Below are 18,166 nucleotides of genomic sequence, written 5' to 3'. Positions count from 1 at the left end.
CAGGAGAGTCGAGGCAAGGGATGTCAGTCACCACCGCGAACTTCAAGAACGGCATGTGCATCATCCACGAGGGCAAGCGTTGGGTCATCGTCGAGTTCCAGCACGTCAAGCCCGGCAAGGGCGGAGCGTTCGTGCGCACGAAACTCAAGGAGCTGGAGAGCGGGCGCGTCGTTGACTACACGTTTCGCGCAGGCGAGAAGTTCGAGGACGTTCGCATCGAGACGAAGAAGATGCAGTACCTCTACAGCGACGGTTCGACGTTCCACTTCATGGACAACACGAGCTACGAACAGGTTGAACTCGACAGCGACTTCGTCGGTGAGGCCTCCAAGTGGCTCAAAGAGAACGAAGAGGTCGAGATCATGACCGCCGACGGCGACTACATGGGCGTAGAGCCCCCCATGTTCGTCGAGCTCGAGGTCACCGAAACGGACCCCGGCTTCAAGGGCGACACCGTTCAGGGCGGCACGAAGCCCGCTACGCTCGAGACGGGCGCGGTCGTGCAGGTACCCATGTTCGTCAACGCGGGCGAGAGGATCAAAGTCGACACGCGAGACGGGCGCTACATCACCCGCGTCTAGAGCGAACCGTCTCTGTCCGCAGATCGGCACTTCCATCCGGCCGCCCGGCCGTGCTTCATTCTTGAAGTGTCGTGCGGGGCACGCTCGTATATAATCTTCGGACTACGCGGCACGAAGCCTTCGTGCCGGGGCCGCTCGCTCGCTGTATGCAAAGGGAGTCGCGATGCGACCTATTCACATAACGGACACCACGCTTAGAGACGCGCACCAGTCTTTGTGGGCCACACGCATGGAGCTCGGCGACATGCTGCCGATCCTGCCCAAGATGGACTCGGTCGGCTACTGGTCGCTCGAGGTGTGGGGCGGAGCCACCTTTGACTCGAGCCTCCGGTTCCTCGACGAGAACCCGTGGGATCGTCTTCGGGTCATCAAGCAGCATTGCCCCAAGACGCCGCTGCAGATGCTTCTGCGCGGGCAGAACCTCGTAGGGTATCGCCACTACAGTGATGACATAGTCGAGCGTTTCGTCCGTGCGTCCAAGCGTAACGGCATAGATGTGTTTCGCGTCTTCGATGCCTTGAACGACATTCGCAACGTCGAGGTGGCGGGGCGCGCGGTCAAGGCGGCCGGCGGTCACTTCGAGGGCGCCATCAGCTATACCGTATCGCCCGTTCACACGCTTGACGCCTTCATCGAGTATGCGCATCAGCTCAAGGAGATAGGTGCGGATACGATCGCTATCAAGGACATGGCGGGCATGCTCACGCCGTTTAGGACCGAACGCATGGTGCGTGCGCTCAAGGACGAGGTGGGCCTGCCGGTCCACGTTCACTGTCACTACATCGGCGGCATGGCGCCCATGAACTACCTCAAGGCTGCGGAGGCCGGCGCAGACATCATCGACACCGCCGTCGTGGCGCTCGCGTTCGGCAACAGCCAGCCGGCCGTCGAGATGATCGTCGCGGCTCTCAAGGAAAGCCCGTACGACAGCGGTCTGGACCTCGACCTGCTCTTCGAGATCGCCGAGTACTGGGAGGCGGTTCGCTCGTCGAAGGGCCTCAAGCGCGGCATCACGACCTTGCTGTCCATGGAGGTGTTCAGCCACCAGGTGCCCGGCGGGATGATGTCGAACCTCGTCAGCCAACTCGAGCTACAGAAGGCGGCGGACAGACTGCCCGACGTACTGCGGGAGATTCCCCGGGTGCGGGCCGAGGTCGGCTACCCGCCCCTCGTGACGCCGCTGTCCCAGATCGTCGGCACGCAGGCCGTCATAAACGTGCTCACCGGCAAGCGCTGGGCGATTGTGCCCGAAGAGATGAAGGACTACCTGAAGGGGCTCTACGGCAAGGCACCCGGTCCCATGGACAAGGCCATTGTGGCCAAGGTCCTCGGTGACACTCAGCCGCTGGGGCCTGAGACCCGTCCCGGCTCACTTGCGCGGGGCACCTACGCCGAGGCCGAGGCAGAGATCGGTGACCTCGCCAAGAACGAAGAGGACGTACTCATGTACGCGCTCTTCCCGAACGAGGCACGCACGTACCTCACGGCGCACCAAGAAGGTGCCGAGGAAGCCGTGTTCCTGATGGGCGGCGAGGTAGACACAGTCAGAGAGGGAGACTCAGTGAACGTCAACGATATTCGCGAGCTGATCAAGGTCCTGGAGGCCTCGGACGTCGCAGAGATCGTCATCGAGGAGGGTGACTCCAAGATCGCGATTCGCAAGGCGGGCGCGGTGGTTGCGAGCGCACCGGCACCGGCTGCACCGGTTGCGAGCGCACCGGCTGAGCCGGTGGGTGCTCCTTCGGCGCCGGTCGCTGACCGACCCGCCACGTGGAAGACCGTCGTGGCGCCTATGGTGGGTACGTTCTACGCGGCTCCGGCGCCAGGCGCCGCGCCGTTCGTCGCCGTCGGCGATGCGGTGGCCGAAGGTCAGGCGCTGTGCATCGTCGAGGCGATGAAGCTCATGAACGAGATCACCACCGAAGAGGCGGGCACCATCCGTGAGATCGGTGTCGAGACCGGCGATCCCGTTGAGTACGGGACGGTGCTCTTCTACTACGAACCCGCCTAGCGGGGAGAGGCGGAAGCGTGTTTCAGCGTATTCTCATCGCCAACCGCGGCGAAGTGGCGCTGCGGGTCATCAGGGCCGCGCGCGAGATGGGCATAGAGACGGTCGCCGTCTACTCAGAGGCCGATCGGGACTCGTTGCCCGCGCGCATGGCCGATCACGCGGTATGCGTGGGGCCCGCCCCGTCCACTCAGTCCTATCTCAACATGCCCAACATCATCTCCGCGGCGCTGACGACGGGTGCCCAGGCGGTGCACCCGGGCTACGGGTTCCTGTCGGAGAACGCCGCGTTCGCCCGAGCGTGTGCCGACTCGGGCCTGACCTTCATCGGGCCATCGCCTGATGCTATCGACCGCATGGGCGACAAGGCGCAGGCGCGGACGACGGCTGCGGCGGCCGGTGTGCCGTGCGTGCCGGGTTCGGACGGCCCGGTGGATACTGCCGAGGAGGCGTTGCGCTTCGCCCGTGAGGTCGGCTTCCCCGTACTGATCAAGGCATCGGCAGGCGGTGGCGGCAAGGGCATGCGAGTCGCCAAGGACGAGTCCGAACTAGCAGCCAACTTCACGGCCGCAAAGACCGAAGCGGCTGCGTCATTCGGAAACGACGAAGTCTATCTTGAGAAGTATCTGCTCCGGCCACGGCACGTGGAGATCCAGGTGCTGGCGGACACCCAGGGCAACGCGGTGTATCTGTTCGAGCGAGACTGCTCCATTCAGCGGCGCCACCAGAAGCTCGTCGAGGAAGCGCCGAGCCCCGCGCTTGACCCCGAGACGCGTGCAGCGATGGGCGAGGCCGCCATCAAGCTTGTCAAGAACGTCGACTACGTCAACGCGGGCACCATCGAATTCCTGCTCGACACCGACGGCCGCTTCTACTTCATGGAGATGAACACCCGTGTGCAGGTAGAGCACCCGGTGACCGAGCAGATCACCGGCGTCGATATCATCAAGGAACAGATTCGAATCGCGGCAGGTCTGCCCATGAAGCACGCGCGGCAGGACCAGATCGTGCTGCGCGGCCACGCCATCGAGTTTCGCATCAACGCTGAAGACCCGGCGCACAACTTCCGTCCTAATCCCGGGACGGTCGCGGTGTTCAGCCCGCCCGGCGGCTTCGGGGTGCGTGTGGACAGCCACGTGTACTCCGGCTACACGGTTCCGCCGAACTACGATTCGCTCCTGGGAAAGCTCATCGTGTGGGGAGAAACGCGCGAAGAGGCTATAGCGCGCGGGCACCGCGCCCTAGACGAGTTCATCGTCACGGGAATCGCCACGACGATACCGTTCCACCTGAGCGTGCTCGAGACCCCCGCGTTCGTGCGAGGCGAGGTCTATACTGACTTCATTGACACCGAGATGAACGCCGGATGACCGGCGTCTGCCAGGAGCGACACCATGTCTGATGAGATTCGCCTTGAGGGGCTCGGCGTAGCGCCGGGAGTCTTGGACACGATCGTCATCGTCGCGACCGAGGGGGTCGATGGCGTCGCGAGCGTCGGTGCACCCGGTATCGCCGGGCTCGTCCAGAAGGGCGCGCGCAAGGGCTCGTCGCGGGCAGTCGATGTGACCGTGGGCGAGGACAACGCTCTCACGGTGACGGTGCACATCCAGATCACGTACGGCGAGCATCTTCGCGTGGTGGCGGCGGGTGTGCAGCAGGCTGTGGCAGAGGCGCTGGCCAGTCAGGTCGGGGTCCCGGTTGAGGCGGTCGACGTGTACGTCGACGGCCTCGTGTTCTCCGAGTAGGCCATGGTACGAACCGAGCGCCATCGCGCACGCATCCAGGCTTTGCAGATGCTCTATCAGCGCGAAGTGACCGGTGATGGAATCGAGAAGATCCTCGCAGACGAGAGCTACACTCTCGAAGAGGGTGTCCCCGACGAATTCTCAAGGCAACTCGCACTGGGCGTCGAAGAACACATGGGTGACCTCGACAGCGTGATCGGCGAGACCTCCGAGCACTGGTCCGTCTCGCGCATGCCGCTCGTGGACAAGAACATCTTGCGCATCGCCACCTATGAACTGCGCTATCTGGCTGACGTTCCGCACAGCGTCGCCATCAACGAGGCCGTCGAACTGGCGAAGGTCTATGGGGGAGACGAGTCATCGAAGTTCGTCAATGGAGTGCTTGGCCGAATCGCCGAGCGCAGTGGCACCCCGGGAGGGTTGCATGACTGAAGAACCGCGCACTTTCACTCAGGCTCGTGCCCGACTCGAGGAGATCGTGACGCAGGTCCGCAAGAAGGACACGTCGCTCGAGAAGAGCCTCGACCTGCTTGAAGAGGGCGTCAAGCTCGCCAACCAGTGCACCGAGCTGATCGACCACGCCGATTGGGAGGACGCAGGTAGCGCAAGCGAGCTCGACGACGCGGACTCCGCCGACGAGACCGCTGACGGCGATAGTGCGCCAACCGCCGCAGGTGCCGACGATGAGACGACGGAGCTGAACTGAGCCAAGTGAATCCCGTCCGGCTGCTCGATACCATCGAGTCCCCCTGTGACGTCAAGGGGTTGGACTCAGACGAGCTTGTCCAGCTGGCGAGCGAGATCAGAGCGGAACTCATCAGCACCGTTTCATCGACAGGCGGGCACCTCGCACCCAACTTGGGAGTCGTTGAGCTCACCTTGGGCATACACCGGGCGCTGGATTGCCCCGACGATCGTGTGATCTTCGATGTTGGCCACCAGAGTTACGTCCACAAGTTGCTGACGGGGCGGCGTGATCGCTTCTCGACGTTGCGCCAGTACGGTGGAGTGTGCGGTTTCCCTAAGCGCAACGAGTCGCCGTTCGACTCCTTCGACGCGGGGCACGCCTCAGACTCGCTGTCGGTAGCGCTCGGCATGGCGCTCGCCCGGGATGCCCGAGGCGGTGCCGAGAACGTGCTCGTGGTCATAGGCGACGGTTCGATGACCGGCGGGATGGCGTTTGAGGCCCTCAACCACATCGGACACCTCGGGGCACGGATGGTGATCGTGCTCAACGACAACGAGATGTCGATATCTGAGAACGTGGGAGCGCTCGCGAGCTATCTGGCCCGGGTGCGGCTGGACCCGCGCTACGTGCGGCTTCGTGATGGCGTGGAGTCTCGCCTGTCAACCATGCCGCTTGGGCGCGCTATGGTCGATGCCGGCGAGGCGGTCAAAGAATCCGTGAAGCAGTTGTTGGTCCCCGGCATGCTGTTCGAAGAGCTGGGACTCAAGTACGTCGGTCCGATTGACGGGCACGATGTCGCGGCCGTCGAATCAGCCGTTGCGGCGGCAGCCCGTACCGACGGACCGGTGATCATCCATGCGGTGACGCGCAAGGGTGCGGGCTACGAACACGCAGAGGATCAGCCCGACGCCTTCCATGGCATCGGACCCTTCTCGATCGAGACCGGTAAGGCGAACGGTTCGGGCGGGCCGATCAGCTTCACCGAGGCCTTCTCGCGCGCGCTTGTCGAAGAGGCCCGGCGTGAGGAGCGGATCGTGGCGATCACCGCAGCGATGCCGTCCGGCACCGGACTCGATCGGTTCGCGGACGAGTTTCCCGCACGGTTCTTCGATGTGGGCATAGCCGAGGAGCACGCAGTTGGCCTCGCCGCCGGTCTGGCGCTGGGCGGCAGACTCCCCGTCGTCGCCATCTACTCGACGTTCATGCAGCGGGCGTACGACCAACTCATCATGGACGTATCGCTTCAGAACCTGCATGTGGTCTTCTGTCTGGACCGGGCCGGACTCGTGGGGGAGGACGGACCCACGCACCATGGCGTATTCGACCTCACGTACCTGAGGTCCATTCCAAACATGATGGTGCTTGCGCCCTCCGATGAGGCGGAGCTTGCGCATGCACTCCATACCGCGCTTGCGGCGGACGGCCCTGTGGCCATCCGCTACCCGCGCGGAGCGGGCAGCGGTGTCGGTCTGCCCGCGGAGACGCAGATCTGGACGCCGGGCTGTGCGGAGATCAGGCGTCGGGGCACGGACGTGGCCATCTTGGCGGTAGGCCGGATGGTCGGCGCCGCCGAGGCCGCAGCGGAGCTTCTCGCCGAGGAGGGCATCACGGCGTCCGTGTACGACATGCGCTGGGTCAAGCCGCTTGATAGCGATGCAGCCAAGGAGGCCGCGCTCGGTCACCGCTTGGTGGTGACGGCAGAAGAGAACACCGCCTGCGGTGGGTTCGGTGCCGCGGTCGCCGAAGTGTATGCCGACATGGGCCTTGCGGTGCCGCTGCTCCGTATCGCCGTCCCCGACTGCTTCGTCACTCACGGGGCGATGGGTCTGCTCCTTGAAGAGGTCGGTCTCACGCCCCAAGGAATCCGTGATGGCGTTCTCAGACGGCTCAACGAACGGCCTGGCACGCAGCCAGGCACGAACGAATCGACGGTGGGATCCGATGGTGCGCCGGCGCATCGACGCGCTGCTCGCTGAGCAGGGGTTGTTCGCCTCCCGCGAACAGGCTCGTGCTGCCGTCTTGGCGGGCGAGGTCCGCGTAGCCGGGCAGATCGTGCTCAAGGCGGGCGATCAGGTAGACGAGGACGCGCCGATCGAAGTAACGCAGCGTCGGCGATTCGTCTCTCGCGGGGGAGACAAACTGGCAGCGGCTCTTGATGAGTTCGCGCTGGATGTCTCGGGGTTGCGGGCGGTCGATGTCGGTGCGTCGACCGGTGGCTTCACCGACTGTCTTCTGCAGGCTGGTGCGGCATCGGTGGTTGCGGTCGACGTCGGCTACGGGCAGTTGGCGTGGTCCCTGAGGTGCGATGACCGCGTGACCGTCTTCGAGCGCCTGAACATCCGCGCCGCTGACCCTGCGGCGCTCGGTGCACCGTTTGATGTGGTCGTTGCGGACCTGTCGTTCATATCGCTTCGGATCGTACTACCGAGCCTGCTCGCGCTCATGGGCGCCGATGCCCATCTCGTGATGCTGGTTAAGCCGCAGTTTGAAGCTGGTAAGTCGAACGTGGGAAAACGAGGCGTCGTGAAGGATCCGGCGGTACACACGGAGGCCCTGAGCGACGTTGTGCGGGCATTGGAGGCTGGCGGGCTCGTGGTCAGAGGGCTGACCTTCTCGCCCCTGACAGGGCCGCAAGGTAACATCGAGTTCCTGACATGGGCGAGCTTCGGTGGCGAGCGGGTGGACGTATCCGCGGAGTCCGTCGTCGAAGCGGCCCACGAGGCACTGGGAGGCATGCGTGCGCGTCCTGCTCGTACCTGATATCACGAACGAATCCGCACTCCGCGGGACGGGCGAGATAGCGGCCTGGTGCGGCGCTAACGGCATCGAGCCGGCGCTGGTCGCCGCGGACGCCGAGGCGTGCGGGCTCGAAGGATTCGGCATAGCCAGCCGCGACATCGGCGAGCCCGTGCTCGTGGTGGCCCTCGGCGGCGACGGCACCATTCTCAAGGCGGTTCACCTGGTGGGTGATGTGGCCGTGCCCATCCTCGGGGTGAAGTTCGGACGGCTGGGATTCCTGTCCGGAGCGACGCCCGAGCGCATGCGCGAGGCGATTCTGTCCACCCTGGCGGGCGATGTCTTGATCGAGAGACGCACCACGCTCAAGGCCGAGGTGATCATGGACGGACGTAACGCCGGAACGTATCGCGCGCTCAATGAGGTGGTCGTCTCGAGGGGCACCTCGCGCCGCGTGATAGCGTTCGACATCCATGTGGGCGGCCACGAGGTTGCGCGGCTGTCTGGCGACGGCGTGATAGTGGCAACCGCCACCGGTTCGACCGCCTACGCCCTTTCTGCCGGCGGGCCTGTGGTGGCACCCGGTTTCGGCGGCATGGTCATCGTGCCGGTCGCTGCGCACACGCTGCGCAGCCGAGCGTTGGTGACCGAGGCGGCTGAGACGGTTGAGATCGTGCTGTCCGACCCGCAGCGATCCGACGCGTGTATCACGGTGGACGGCGCCCCGATGCCCTGTCGGCGTGCGGTGGAGCGGCTGGTGGTCTCTAGGGCGGAGCACGACGTGCTGTTGGCCAAACTCGACGGTCGGGATTTCTACGAGACCGTCGCCGAGGAGTTCTTCGGGGGTCGCTAGATGCTCGAAGAACTCCATGTTCGCGACCTCGCGCTCATCGAGGAGGCCTGGCTCGGATTCGGCAGCGGGATGACCGTGCTGACCGGCGAGACCGGCGCGGGCAAGACGGTCTTGCTCGGAGCGCTCAAGCTGCTTGTCGGCGAGCGAGCCGACACCTCAGCGGTGCGCGCCGGTGCGGTCGAGGCCGTCGTGGAAGGCACGTTCACGGCCTCGGGGTGTGATCTGATCGTGAGGCGTCGCGTGAGCGCCGACGGGCGCAGCCGCTGCGTCGTGGACGGGGAGATGGCGACGGTGGGCGCGCTTGCAGAGCGCGTCGGGCCCCTGGTCGACCTGCACGGCCAACACGAGCATCAGGCGCTGCTCGCCACAGCGACCCACATCGGCTTCCTCGACCGGTGGGCTCCCGAGTCGTGCGAACCGGCACGTGCGACCTACCGTGAGGCGTTCGAGGCCTATGCGCAGTCGGTGGGGGCGTTGGCGCAACGTGAGCGCCTTGTCGCCGAAGCACTGCACGACGCGGACCGCCTGCGATTTCTCGTCGATGAGGTCGACAAGGTTGCTCCCGCCCCGGGTGAGGACGAGATGATCGAAGCGCGTCTGCCTGCGTGGACGCACGCCGAGCGGCTCGCCGAGGCCGCCTCTGAGGCCGTCGGGCTTCTGCGCGGTGACGGCGGAGCGCTCGATGCGGTCTCAGCCGCCCAGGCGGCGCTTGCACGTCTCGCCGGTATCGACCCCGCACTCGACGACCTCGCCGCTCGTGTGGGAGAGGCAGGCACGTTGGTCGATGATGCGAGTGCCACGCTGCGGCGCTATCGCGATGGCGTCGAGCATGACCCGGCCGCCCTCGATGCCGCGCACGTGCGACTTGCGGCGCTCACGTCACTCAAGAGGCGCTACGGGCCCACCCTGGGCGATGTGATCGACGCACGAGAGCGGGCCGCACACGGCCTTGCGGCGGTTGATGCGGGCGAGGAGGCACTCGCCGAGGCGCGTGCGCTCGTGGAGCGCACCGGCAGCACGCTCAAGGATGCCGGGGGCGCTCTCGACGGCGTGCGCCGCGCCGCTGCGCCCGGATTCAGCGAGGCGCTCGGCCGGGAGGCCGCTGAGTTGGCGATGACGGGGGCTTCGTTCGAGATCGCGTTCGCCGACCTGCCGTGGGGCCAGTGGAACCCCGAGGGACCGCATACGTGTGAGTTCCTGTACTCGCCGGCCGAAGGGCAACCCGCTCGCTCCCTTGCGCGCATTGCATCAGGCGGCGAGCTCTCCCGCGTGATGCTCGCCCTGAAGGGGGTCTTGGGAAGCGCGGATCGGGTCGAGACGCTCGTGTTCGATGAAGTGGACGCCGGCATCGGTGGGGCGACGGCGATCTCGATCGGCCAGCGGCTGGCCCGGCTCGCGCGCACCCATCAGGTCATCGTCGTGACGCACCTGGCGCAGGTCGCCGCGTTTGCGGACGCACATCTCGTGGTGCGCAAGCTCGCGCAGGACGAGGGCGTGGCCACGACGGTGGTGCCTGTGGAGGGCGAGGACCGAGTCGCCGAGATCGCCCGGATGCTGTCGGGCGCGGTCTCGGACGCCAGCAGGATGCACGCTGCCGAGCTTCTTGCGCAGGCGCGGGAGGCATAAGAGAGGCCGCAGGTGTCTGCGCGGCTCGCTCACAAGGGCGCTATGGATGCGTGGTAGGATACCGCGCAGGTCGCGCCCGCCGCCTGTCGCAGGGGCATGCGTTTTCACCGTCTTTGACCGGAGTGAGATGCGCCACCAGGGAACAGCGAGACTCGACAAGCGTACGAAGGATCTCGTGCAGCGCCTCGGCCCCGAGGACGTGGCCATCATCGACCACGTCGACATGGACCGCGTGAGTGCTGAGGCGCTCGTCGGCACCGGTGTCGAAGTCGTCGTCAACGCCGCACCGTCCATCTCCGGGGCGTACCCCAATGTCGGGCCGCTGCTCCTGGCGCGCGGTGGGGTGACCCTCATCGACGCGGTCGGCGCCGAGATATTCGAGTGCCTGCACGAGGGCGATTCCATCGAGGTGGTCGGCGACGACGTGGTCATCAACGGCCGGGTGTGCGCATCGGGAGAACGCCTTTCGGTGGCCGAGATCGAAGCCAGGATGGAGGCCGCCAAGGCCAACCTCGGCGACCAGCTGGATTCGTTCGCGCGCAACACCCTGCAGTATCTGGACCGCGAACGCGCCATACTCACTGACGAGATGTGGGTGCCGGTGGTCAAGACGCCCATCCACGGACGCCACGTTCTTGTGGTCGTGCGCGGCTACGACTTCAAGGAGGACATCGACGCGCTCAAGCCCTACGTGCGCGAGATGCGGCCGGTCCTTGTAGGCGTCGACGGCGGAGCCGACGCGATCATCGATGCGGGATTCAAGCCGGACATCATCGTCGGGGACATGGATTCGGTGACCGATGCGGCGCTCACCAGTGGCGCTGAACTCATCGTGCACGCCTATGCAGACGGCCGCGCGCCCGGCCGCGCGCGACTCGAAGCGCTCGGCGTCGCCGATGCGGCACACACCTGGCCTCTGACTGCCACGAGCGAGGATCTCGCTCTTCTGCTGGCCTGGGAGTCCGGAGCCGATCTCATCGTCGCAGTGGGCACGCACGCTAACCTCGTGGAGTATCTCGACAAGGGGCGCAAGGGTATGGCCTCGACGTTCCTTGTGCGCCTGAAGGTCGGACCGAAGCTCGTCGACGCCAAGGGCGTGAGCAAGCTGTATCGGAGCGCCGTCGGCCCCGCCCACCTGATGGTGATCGTCGGAGCCGCTCTGGTGGCCGTCAGTGCCGTCGTGCTGATCTCGCCCGACGTTCGTTCGTTCCTTGAGCTCTTCATTCTGAACCTGCGCGCGCTTATCGGCGCGTGACCCGAGGGGGGACCTGTGTACAACCTTCGCTACCACATCGCATCTCTTGTGGCCCTGTTTCTTGCTCTGGCGCTGGGACTGATTCTTGGTGGTCTCGTGGTGCAGAGTGGAGCGGTCTCGCGCCAGCAGAACGCGCTCGTCAAGGGCTTGGAGAAGCAGTTCGCCGAGCTCCGTGAGGAGAACAGCGGCCTGTCTGCGGACAACGAGGTGCTCGATGCGTTCGGCTCGACCCTGACCGATGAGTGGGTGCGCGGACGACTCGAGGGCAAGACGGTCATCGTCGTCACCAACGGCGGGAGGGCGAGCGGTGGCGAAGCGGCGCTCGAAGCGGTCGAGGGAGCTGGCGGGGCGGTCGCAGGTGTCGTGCTTCTACAGCCGGACCTTGGGCTCGAAGACGTCGATGTGCGCTCGCAAGTGGAGAGCCTCGTGTCATCCGACGGCGAGTTGCTCGAAAGCGTCGTGACCTCGCTTGTGGCCGAGTGGGCGTCTGCGGAGACGACGAGGCCGGTGACCGCCGCGTTGGTTGAGGCGGGGGCACTGAGAATCGACGGCTTCACCGATGGGATGGACGTCGTCGGCCTGCTGGATCTTGCGATGACGCAGGGTAAGGTCGAGCCTGCCGGCATCGCTCTGGCGACGGCGTTTCAGGAGTTCGGCGTCGGCGTTGCCGCCCAGGTCGAGGGGGAAGACCCGGGTATCACGCAGGCAGCCGATGATGCGGGGATCTCGGCGTTCGACACCCTTGGAAACGACGTAGGGAGCTACACCCTCGTTGCGTTGTTCACGGGCTCGAAACCGGGCATCTACGGCACGGGCGAGGGTGCGAACGCGGCGTTTCCGGATCCACCTGAGATCACGCCGTAGTCGAACTGCTTGCGCGGCTAGCGCTTCTCGAACGCCAGCTTCGTGAGCGCGATCGAGACGTGCACGAACTGCCGCCCGCGATGGGTGAACCCCGCCGCGTCCCGTCCCGTGGCCGCGTGCGCCATCTGGGTAGGCACCTCGACCACACGCAGTCCCTTGCGCAGGGCTCGGACCGTGAGGGCGACCTCGACGCCATACCCCGATGCGAACGGGCGTGTCGCCTCTAGGCACGCGCGGGTGAGCGCACGCTGGCCCGACAGAGGGGCCATCGCCTCGAACCCGCCGCCCATTCTCCGGATGCCGGACCGAGCCATGCCTTTGACGAGTCCGAACCCCGCCTTGCCGACGGGCGGTGGGAACGTCGCAACGCTCATGTCGGCCCGCCCGGCCAGCACGGGCTCCAGCAAGAGGGTGGCCTGTGAAGCCGTCTCGCCCAAGTCCGCGTCAAGGAGAAGGATCACGTCGGCATCGGCCACCCGTGCTGCACCCGCTTCCAGCGTCGCTCCCTTGCCGACGTTGAACGCCAGGCGGACGACCTTGGCTCCGGCCGCATGAGCGATGTCGGCGGTGTCGTCGGCCGATGCGTCATCGACGACCACGCAGCGGGATATACCCGGTAGCGCCAGCACCGCGGTTACGGTGGCGCCGATACGCTCGGCCTCTTGGAACGCCGGGATGAGCGCGGCGATCATCACGTGTCATCACCCTTCTTCGAGCCGCTCAGGCGGCGTGTGACCCTGGTGCCCAGCTCGGCGACGATCGCCATCTCTTCGATGCGCAGCAGTCGGGCGACGACAAAGGCGGTAGCGAGCCCGGCGATGCCGGCCACGGTGACTTGCAGGAGGGCTTGAGCCACGCTCGGTCCGGTACCGGCCAGGGCACCTGATACATACCAAGCGACTACGCCGGCTGCGATCGAAGCCACAATGGTGCGTGCGAAGGTGGACATGAAACCGCGCATATCGAGCTCGCCGACGCGTTTGCGCAGGAGTAGGGCGAGGATGCCGAACTGAACCGCGTAGAAGAGCCCGTCGGCCACGGGTATTCCGTTGAGCCCAAGCCCCGACCATGCCCCGATCCCGGTGGTCAGAACGAGGTATCCGATGATGTGCAGCGTGGTCGTGAACAGGTTCGTGAGCATCGGTGTCAGGGTGTCCTTGAGCGAGTAGAACGCACGCAATACGAACATCATGCAGGCGAAGAAGACGAGCCCCAGTGCCCAGAATCTGAGCGCCCCGGCGACCGCAGGGACATCCGTGGCGCTGAAGCGTCCGATGAGGTAGAGCGTGGCAAGAGGTGTCGATAGCGCCACAAGCAGAGCCGACGTAGGCATGACCAGCAATGCTGTGGCTCGCAGGCCCTTCGAGAACGTTGTTCGAAAGGCGGCGATGTCCTGTTTGCCGGCAGCGTCTGACATCTCGGTGAAGACCGCGGTGGCGAGTGCGACCGCCAGTATGCCGTAGGGAAGCTGGTAGAACGTCCACGCGTACGCCAGTACCGCAGGCCCGTTCGGGGTGACTGACAGTGCGCTGGCGTTGCGAAACGAGACCGCTACCAGGTTCGTCACCACGTAGATGACGGTGGGAACGGCCAGCACCAGCATCCTTCGCACATAGGGATCGTTCAGCCCGAGTGAGGGCGTGTAGCGCACGCCGGTGCGCACGAGCGAGGGAATCATGACGGCGAACATGGCTACGACGCCCAGCGTCGTGCCGACGGCGAGAACGACGAGCGTCGTCCGATTGAGCGGCATGCGATAGACAGCCAGCATCGTAGCGATGACGACGAGGTTGTTGAACACCGGGCCAAGCGCGGGCCACAGGTACTTGCGCTCCGCGTTGAGCAGCCCCTGAATGACCATCCCGCCGCCGTAGAAGACCACCTGGATGGCGAAGAACGTGAAGAAGAAGGCAGCCGCGGTTTGAACGGCAGCGCCAGAAGCGCCGCTTGAGCGGAAGGTCTGGGTCCAGATGAACGGCGCCGGGAAGAGCGTTCCGGCAACCGCCACCACTCCCAGTGCGAGCACGATGAGCGTGAACACGCGGCTCGCGAAGCGCCCTGCCTCCTCGGGACCGCGGGCGGCTTTGACTTCGAGGTAGGTCGGGATGAACAGGGAGGAGAGGATGCCTCCGGCAACCAGTTCGAAGATCATGTTGGGGACGTTGTTCGCGACCCCGTAGGCGGCCGTGAGGCCGCTGGCTCCCAGCGCGAGCGCCATGGCCCACATGCGCACGAAACCCGTCACGCGTGACAGCAGCGTCGCGACTGACATCAGGGCGGTCGAACGGGCTATCGAGGGCGCGGCGATGATGGCTCCCGTGTACGTCGGCGCTGACCGTGCCGCGCGAGGTCGCGCGGGCCGTGACCAGTGTACCTGAGCTCAGATGGCACGATTCGGGCGTCGCGAAGGCGTCAACCGCTCGTCACCGCGCCGATCACGCGCATCCGCTACCATAGGCACCGATGAAACGCCTCTTCACGACAGCAGTGCTGGCTGCCGCGCTCTCTTGCGCGTGGCTCAGCGCTACCCCTGCCTCCGCGCAGCCTCAGGCGAAACGCGTCGTCATAGTGCTTGCTCCCTACCTCACGTGGAGTGATGTCACGCCGACGTCGACGCCGACGATCTGGAAACTCGCGGACAAGGGGGCGATCGGCGATATCAACGCGCGCAGTCGCGCGAGGAGACTCGGTGAGCCGTCTTCGCCCCTAGAGGGTGCACTCACGATCTCGGCAGGCGCGTGGTCGGTGCCCGACTTTCAGGCTGCTGCCGCGTACCACGTCAACGAGCGCTACGAGGTCGGTGACGCGGCCGAGGCGTTTCGGCGCACGACCGGCTATCAGGTGCGGGCCAACCAGATCGTCTTCCTCGGAATGCCCGTCACGCAACGCGCGAATGCCGAGCGTTCGTTCGAGGTGGTCCTCGGCACACTCGGCCAAGCCGTCGAGGATGCGGGCGGTCTTACGGCGGCGGTCGGAAACTCCGACGTCGGGTACGTGACCGGCGAGCAGCGCAAGGTCCGTGCGGCCGCATTGGCGGCCATGAACCAGCAGGGACTGGTCGCTGCGGGAGATGTGTCCGCGCGGCTGCTCCGTGAGGACCCGAACGCGCCGTTCGGCATCGAGACCGACCCCGATGCATTCGACCGGGCCCTTCAAGATGTGGCGAGCGCCTCGATGGACGTCACCGGACCCGCGCTGGTGGTGCTCGATGCGGGCGACGCGTACCGGGCAGCGAGATTCGAGTCACAGGTGACGACCGCGATCGCTGCCCGGCACCGCCAGCACGCGGTAGAGGCCCTCGATCACGTGGTCGCGATGGCGGGGGAGCGCTTTCCTGACGCCACCTTGATCGTCGCCTCACAGTCGACGCTCGATCCGAGTATCGGTCGGCTCGAGGGGCTGGGTCCCATCGTCGTGTCGGGCGAAGGTTGGTCCGGGTTCCTGACGTCGAGCTCAACCCAGCGATCCGGATTCGTGACGAACCTCGATCTGACCGCGACGGTGCTCGATATCTTTGGAATCGAGCGCCCCGTCCAGGTTCTGGGCAACGAGATGACGCTTCTCGCCGCACCGGAGTCTCTTGAAGCACGCATCGCGATTCTCGATCGGATGAATCGCACCGCCGTCTCGGTCGATGCGGCGAAACCCGGCGTGGTGAACGGCTTCGTCATGTTCACGGTGCTCGTACTCCTGCTCTCGAGCATGGTGATCGTGCGCTCGCGGCTGTGGTCGTCGAGGTTGCGCACTGCGTGGGTGTACGCGCTGGGCGCGGCGCTGTTGTACGCCTTGTGCATCCCTGTCTCGTCGTGGCTGATGTTCGCCTGGATGCCGTGGCCCGCAACCGTGGCTGAGGTGCTGGTCGGATTGTTCGCCTCCGCGACGGCACTGTGGCTGCTGTCGCTCATCTCGCTGAAGTTCCTCCCGCCGAGGGTGCCGGTAGCGGCGCTCTCACTGCTCACGAGCCTCGTGCTTCTGGTTGACCAGTTCCTCGGCGCACCCGCATCCTTCACCAATATCTTCGGCTACTCGCCCCTGATGGCGGCTCGTTTTTACGGCATCGGCAATGAGGCCTCGGCGATACTGTTCGGGGCCACGATAGTCGGCCTTGCGATGCTGTTCGATGAGTGGGCCGGAAAGCGTTGGACGAGCGTGTTCAAACGCCTCGGGCTGCCCGTTGTGGGTGTAGTCATCGTCGTCGTCAGTGCGGCACCCTTCCTCGGGGCCAACGTGGGTGTGGTGGCGTGGGGCACGGTGGGCTTCGTGCTCGCCTGGGTGCTCATGAACGGGCGTCACGTGTCCTTCAAGACCGGGGTCTGGATTGCTCTGATCGTCATCGTGGTCGTGGGGGCGTTCGCCGCCATCGACCTGTTCGGCGGTGGCGAGAAGACGCACCTCGCGCGCGCGCTGGAGTCTGCGGACTCCGGAGGCGTCATCGAGCTATGGAAGATCGTGGCGCGCAAGGCGGAAACCAACATGCGCGTTCTGACCCACACACGCTGGGCCTACATCCTCATCGCGGTCGTGGCGTTCTTGGCGTTCATGAGGTGGCGGCCGCAAGGCGATTTCGCGGACACGCTGGCCGAGAACCCGAACTTCGCTGATGCCATCACCGTCTCGCTTGTCGCGGGCCTTGCGGCGTACTTCACCGAGGACTCGGGCATCGTCCTGCCTGCGCTCGAGGTGTTCTACATCGGCGTGGCCTTGGCGTGGCTCATGCTCGCGCGTCTGCTCGATGCGCCAAGCAGGCCCGACACGCAACGGGCGGACGTACGGTGAGCACCGCAGCGCCCGCGGCATTGGTTCTGGGCGCTGCACTCCTTGGGGCGCTCCTCCCGTGGCTCTTCATGCGCATGCTGGAGCCCGCGCTGGCGACCGCGTCCAAGGCGGCCGCGTTGAACTACCGCGGCACGCGGGTCCACCTCGGGCTTGGCGTGGTGTGGTTGATCTGGGCCGGCGCAGCCATCGTGGGCGGCATTGCCGCAGCCGCAGTATCTGATACGAGCGTGCTGCGGGTGCTGACGCTGGCGGGCCCTCTGGCGCTTGTCGCGTTCGCGCTGGGCATGGTCGACGATGCGTTCGGGACCGGTGAGACACGCGGGTTTCGGGGGCACCTCGGCGCGATGCGTCGGGCGCGCCTGACGACCGGTGGCCTGAAACTGGTCGGCATCGGACTGGCGTGCCTGGTGGCGGCTGCTATCGTGTCCCAGGTCGCGCCGTGGGGAACGACACGGGTATCTGACGCTGCGCAAGTGGGGGTGCGATTCGCTCTCACGCTCGTGGCGGGGGCGGCGATCGCGCTGACTTCGAACTTCGTGAACCTCATGGATCTGCGCCCCGGGCGGGCGCTCAAGACGTACTCACTGCTCGCCTTGGTGGGTGTGGCGTCAACGGTGATGGCGGCCCTCTACCGACCGACCGTGTTCGGGAGCACGACCGGGCATATCGCCGTGGACGGCTTGGCCCTGTCGGTGTTTCTCCTTGGCCCTGTTGCCGCAGTGTGGCGAAGCGACCTGGGTGAGCGCGGGATGTTGGGCGATGCGGGGGCCAATCCGATGGGCGCCGTGGCGGGGATGTTCATCGTACTGGGGCTGCCGGTGTGGGGACTGCTCGTCTACGCATCACTCATGTTCGTCGCCAATGCAGCGAGCGAGCGCGTCAGCTACTCGCGCGTTATCGAGGCCAACCCTGCGCTGAGGTGGCTTGATGGCCTGGGGCGCTTGGGCGGTGGCGAGCCCTCTCAAGGCGCGTCCACGAGGTTCGAATCCGATAGTGGGCAATCCGATGGCGACGATGTCGCATCGTCGAAGTAG

General features: G+C 65.7%; 16 protein-coding genes. 14 read left to right on the top strand and 2 right to left on the bottom strand.

The window, feature by feature from the left end; all coding sequences use genetic code 11:
- Positions 1–20: 20 nt before the first annotated feature.
- The 12 genes from efp (at position 21) to U1E26_05625 (ending at position 12,356) form a co-directional block, all read left to right on the top strand.
- A complete protein-coding gene (efp, locus tag U1E26_05680; GenBank protein ID MDZ4169127.1) occupies positions 21–581 on the top strand; it encodes an elongation factor P in 561 nt (186 codons plus the stop codon).
- Between the two features lie 163 nt (positions 582–744).
- Positions 745–2,592 carry an acetyl-CoA carboxylase biotin carboxyl carrier protein gene (accB, locus tag U1E26_05675; protein MDZ4169126.1) on the top strand — a complete coding sequence of 616 codons (1,848 nt, stop codon included), beginning with the start codon at positions 745–747 and terminating at the stop codon, positions 2,590–2,592.
- Positions 2,593–2,609: 17 nt separating this feature from the next.
- A complete protein-coding gene (gene accC, locus U1E26_05670; protein ID MDZ4169125.1) occupies positions 2,610–3,959 on the top strand; it encodes an acetyl-CoA carboxylase biotin carboxylase subunit in 1,350 nt (449 codons plus the stop codon).
- Positions 3,960–3,983: 24 nt separating this feature from the next.
- The gene (locus U1E26_05665; GenBank protein MDZ4169124.1) at positions 3,984–4,334 is read left to right on the top strand and encodes an Asp23/Gls24 family envelope stress response protein; all 351 of its coding nucleotides are present in this window, start codon (positions 3,984–3,986) and stop codon (positions 4,332–4,334) included.
- Positions 4,335–4,337: 3 nt separating this feature from the next.
- Positions 4,338–4,766 (top strand): transcription antitermination factor NusB, encoded by a 429-nt coding sequence (gene nusB, locus U1E26_05660; GenBank protein MDZ4169123.1) that lies wholly within the window; start codon positions 4,338–4,340, stop codon positions 4,764–4,766.
- The gene (gene xseB, locus U1E26_05655) at positions 4,759–5,040 is read left to right on the top strand and encodes an exodeoxyribonuclease VII small subunit (GenBank protein MDZ4169122.1); all 282 of its coding nucleotides are present in this window, start codon (positions 4,759–4,761) and stop codon (positions 5,038–5,040) included. The genes nusB and xseB overlap by 8 nt, the downstream gene beginning before the upstream one ends.
- 5 nt (positions 5,041–5,045) lie before the next feature.
- Entirely contained in the window at positions 5,046–6,998 is a 1,953-nt protein-coding gene (dxs, locus tag U1E26_05650) for a 1-deoxy-D-xylulose-5-phosphate synthase (protein ID MDZ4169121.1), read from the top strand.
- Positions 6,964–7,782 (top strand): TlyA family RNA methyltransferase, encoded by an 819-nt coding sequence (locus U1E26_05645; GenBank protein ID MDZ4169120.1) that lies wholly within the window; start codon positions 6,964–6,966, stop codon positions 7,780–7,782. The genes dxs and U1E26_05645 overlap by 35 nt, the downstream gene beginning before the upstream one ends.
- Positions 7,760–8,611, top strand: coding sequence for an NAD(+)/NADH kinase (locus U1E26_05640; protein ID MDZ4169119.1), 852 nt, complete (start codon positions 7,760–7,762; stop codon positions 8,609–8,611). Before U1E26_05645 ends, U1E26_05640 begins: the two co-directional genes overlap by 23 nt.
- Positions 8,612–10,237 (top strand): DNA repair protein RecN, encoded by a 1,626-nt coding sequence (gene recN, locus U1E26_05635; protein MDZ4169118.1) that lies wholly within the window; start codon positions 8,612–8,614, stop codon positions 10,235–10,237.
- 127 nt (positions 10,238–10,364) lie between these two features.
- Positions 10,365–11,492 (top strand): putative cytokinetic ring protein SteA, encoded by a 1,128-nt coding sequence (steA, locus tag U1E26_05630; protein MDZ4169117.1) that lies wholly within the window; start codon positions 10,365–10,367, stop codon positions 11,490–11,492.
- 15 nt (positions 11,493–11,507) lie between these two features.
- Positions 11,508–12,356, top strand: a complete 849-nt coding sequence (locus U1E26_05625) for a copper transporter (protein ID MDZ4169116.1) — start codon at positions 11,508–11,510, stop codon at positions 12,354–12,356.
- Between the two features lie 17 nt (positions 12,357–12,373).
- On the opposite strand, the gene U1E26_05620 is transcribed toward U1E26_05625, so the two are convergent.
- Entirely contained in the window at positions 12,374–13,048 is a 675-nt protein-coding gene (locus tag U1E26_05620) for a glycosyltransferase (GenBank protein MDZ4169115.1), read from the bottom strand.
- Entirely contained in the window at positions 13,048–14,649 is a 1,602-nt protein-coding gene (gene murJ / locus U1E26_05615; GenBank protein ID MDZ4169114.1) for a murein biosynthesis integral membrane protein MurJ, read from the bottom strand. The genes U1E26_05620 and murJ overlap by 1 nt, the downstream gene beginning before the upstream one ends.
- A 170-nt stretch (positions 14,650–14,819) precedes the next feature.
- Between murJ and U1E26_05610 the strand changes: the two genes are divergently transcribed.
- Positions 14,820–17,132 (top strand): hypothetical protein, encoded by a 2,313-nt coding sequence (locus U1E26_05610; protein ID MDZ4169113.1) that lies wholly within the window; start codon positions 14,820–14,822, stop codon positions 17,130–17,132.
- On the top strand, positions 17,129–18,166 hold the full coding sequence (locus U1E26_05605; protein MDZ4169112.1) for a hypothetical protein: 1,038 nt from the start codon (positions 17,129–17,131) through the stop codon (positions 18,164–18,166). Before U1E26_05610 ends, U1E26_05605 begins: the two co-directional genes overlap by 4 nt.

The organism is Coriobacteriia bacterium (assembly GCA_034370385.1).
Lineage (GTDB): Bacteria > Actinomycetota > Coriobacteriia > Anaerosomatales > PHET01 > JAXMKZ01.
Note: the sequence above shows the minus strand (reverse complement) of the source record. Positions and strands in the feature narration are given on the sequence as shown.